This is a genomic window from Endozoicomonas sp. SESOKO3, from assembly GCF_024606255.1.
Genome location: NZ_JAHHPR010000740.1, coordinates 1 through 2091 on the forward strand (window position 1 = coordinate 1; position 2091 = coordinate 2091).

Genomic DNA, 2091 nt, shown 5'->3' on the forward strand with positions numbered 1-2091 from the left:
TATTCTTAGAGAGTTCATTCACCATAAAGTTCATAACAATCCGGCAACCGTGTCTGACAAATTCTTCCCGTTCGTTCCCGGGTTCTACCCCTCCACCTCACTCAGCTTTGCCTCACGGTTAAAGCAAACGTTGAATTTGAAGCCAGTGTGAGAATAAAGTTATATGAAGACAACCTTGCTATGTGCCTCTGCCGGAGGCTCGTTGCGCAGAGTGAACGCCAGGTCTGCTCTCTACCTTTCTCTGAGCCGCTAAAATTGGAAATTGTGATGGTCTGGCGAAAAAAACGGTTATCTGTCTCTGGCTGATTGAGCCTTCAAAGAGTTAGTAAGAGAGAGGTGCGTTATAAAGTCCTGATTCTTTCCATATGATCCAAATTCGCTAATTATGCGTAAACGCTCTAACATTGGGTTTTGAGACCTTAATTAATCACCGAAGAAAGGTGTTTTGTATGTTAAGAGTACTCTATCGTCTGCCTGACCTCTCCTTCGCCCAAAAGTTGAACGATCTTGCAGAAGCTGAAGGGGTTAACCACAACCGGATCCACATCGCTCACAAAGATCATCTGGCTACGCAAAAAAACATCTGAATGATCTGTCCTTCCTCGAGGAATACGACACTGTCCACTCGGGTGGACGAGGGTTTCTCGTGGGCATCCTGCTGACAGTTCTGACCGGACTCTCGGTTCATGAGTTAACGGAGGGACATCCCGTTGCCTCAGTCGTTACCTTTTTCTCTTGCCTGGTGGTACTGGGTTACTCCACCTGGCTGGGAGGTTTGATCGGAGCTTCCAGTGACAACTTCAGGCTTCAACCTTTCCATGATCACATAGAGCAGGGTGGAAGTGTGGTCATGCTGGATGTTGAACCTGACTCCCTTTCAAAACTGATGCATGTGATTGCACAACACATCCCTGAGGCGGAACCGGCTGGCAGAAGCCAGAGGTTAGACAACCCATTTAAGGGATCATGGATTCTCAAAAAACACTCGTGAGGCTAGCTTATGAATCTGAAAACGCTGACTGCCATTGTTCGCCGGAAGCCGACCCACCTGGAATTGATCTCGGCTGAGGGTGACATCTATCTATGCCGCATTAACGATAAGGAGTGGCTTACCGAGCGTGCCGAAAAAAAACCCAAGGTCTTTCACAGCATCTTTGAGGCCAAATACACGTTAGGCAAATATCTGTCGGATCAGCTGGATATGGTCATGTCTACAACCTACGACGAAATGATCAGCTCAGGGGATTACCGCGAAGGTAGAACTATTCGTCATGGGCTTTCAAAAATTGATCGATAGCCTCGCACCAGCGATCACTTGATCGATCAGGTAACAGGCCCTGATCTCGTAGATCCAGCCTGAACTCCACAACGGAACGCCACTCCGGAGAGCCGAGATCAGGGCCGTGACCCATGGAGTCACCAGTGAATAGTATCGACTCTACAAACTCATACCAGCTTTCGGAACACATCGACTTTTTTTCTGACCCTTTAAAAGCAGAACACCCCGTCAGAAGCAAGCCGATGGTTAACCCTGTCAGAAGATAGTGTGACTGCATCACTTCCTCCCTCCATTCAGCGCCATAGTTGGATGATTAGTGTCAATAACACACTGATGATAATCATTGAGGTGACAGGAATGAAGACCTGAAAGTCATTACTCTTCCAATGGAGGTCACCGGGAAGGTGACCAAACCATTTCAACAGCCCTGGCGCAAAATGCAGAATCAGTCCAAGGGACACCAGAACCAGACCCACGAAAATCAACAGCTTTACCATGGTAACGGTTTTGCTTGGCAATATAGGATTTCAGAATAGGATAAAATGTCCGCTTTAGTCGATCAGACCCGCTTCACGGGCCTCAATGGTGAGGGTCTCGCGAAAGTCCGGATGAGAGATTGCAATCAGGGCCGCAGTACGATCTTTCAGTGACTTGTTGTGCACGTCGGCAACACCGTACTCTGTCACAATGAACATAGCGTCACTGCGTGGTGTGGTCACCGGAGTTCCGGCGGGCAGGGTCAGTTGAATACGGGATTCCAGACCGTTTTTGCCTTTGAAAACAGACGACAGGGCGATAAAGGACTTGCCACC

Annotated in this window: 6 protein-coding genes; 3 read left to right on the forward strand and 3 right to left on the reverse strand. The window is 48.4% G+C overall.

All coding sequences use genetic code 11. The features are described from left to right. Positions 1-449 precede the first annotated feature (449 nt). From KDK18_RS13025 to KDK18_RS13035, 3 genes are read left to right on the forward strand one after another with little or no spacing between them, the layout of a single operon-like run. Complete coding sequence (locus tag KDK18_RS13025; RefSeq protein ID WP_257255359.1) at positions 450-587, forward strand: hypothetical protein; 138 nt, start codon at positions 450-452, stop codon at positions 585-587. Positions 588-646: 59 nt separating this feature from the next. Continuing rightward, entirely contained in the window at positions 647-991 is a 345-nt protein-coding gene (locus KDK18_RS13030; protein WP_257255360.1) for a hypothetical protein, read from the forward strand. Positions 992-1000: 9 nt separating this feature from the next. Further along, on the forward strand, positions 1001-1297 hold the full coding sequence (locus KDK18_RS13035) for a DUF6482 family protein (RefSeq protein ID WP_257255361.1): 297 nt from the start codon (positions 1001-1003) through the stop codon (positions 1295-1297). Here KDK18_RS13035 and KDK18_RS13040 read toward each other — a convergent pair. The 3 genes from KDK18_RS13040 to KDK18_RS13050 all read right to left on the reverse strand — a co-directional run. Next, a complete protein-coding gene (locus tag KDK18_RS13040) occupies positions 1263-1556 on the reverse strand; it encodes a hypothetical protein (RefSeq protein WP_257255362.1) in 294 nt (97 codons plus the stop codon). The genes KDK18_RS13035 and KDK18_RS13040 overlap by 35 nt on opposite strands. A gap of 16 nt (positions 1557-1572) precedes the next feature. Continuing rightward, positions 1573-1776, reverse strand: a complete 204-nt coding sequence (locus KDK18_RS13045; RefSeq protein ID WP_257255363.1) for a DUF2905 domain-containing protein — start codon at positions 1774-1776, stop codon at positions 1573-1575. Positions 1777-1830: 54 nt separating this feature from the next. Further along, a partial coding sequence (locus KDK18_RS13050; RefSeq protein WP_306670936.1) for an acetyl-CoA hydrolase/transferase C-terminal domain-containing protein occupies positions 1831-2091 on the reverse strand: 261 nt, incomplete at its 5' end.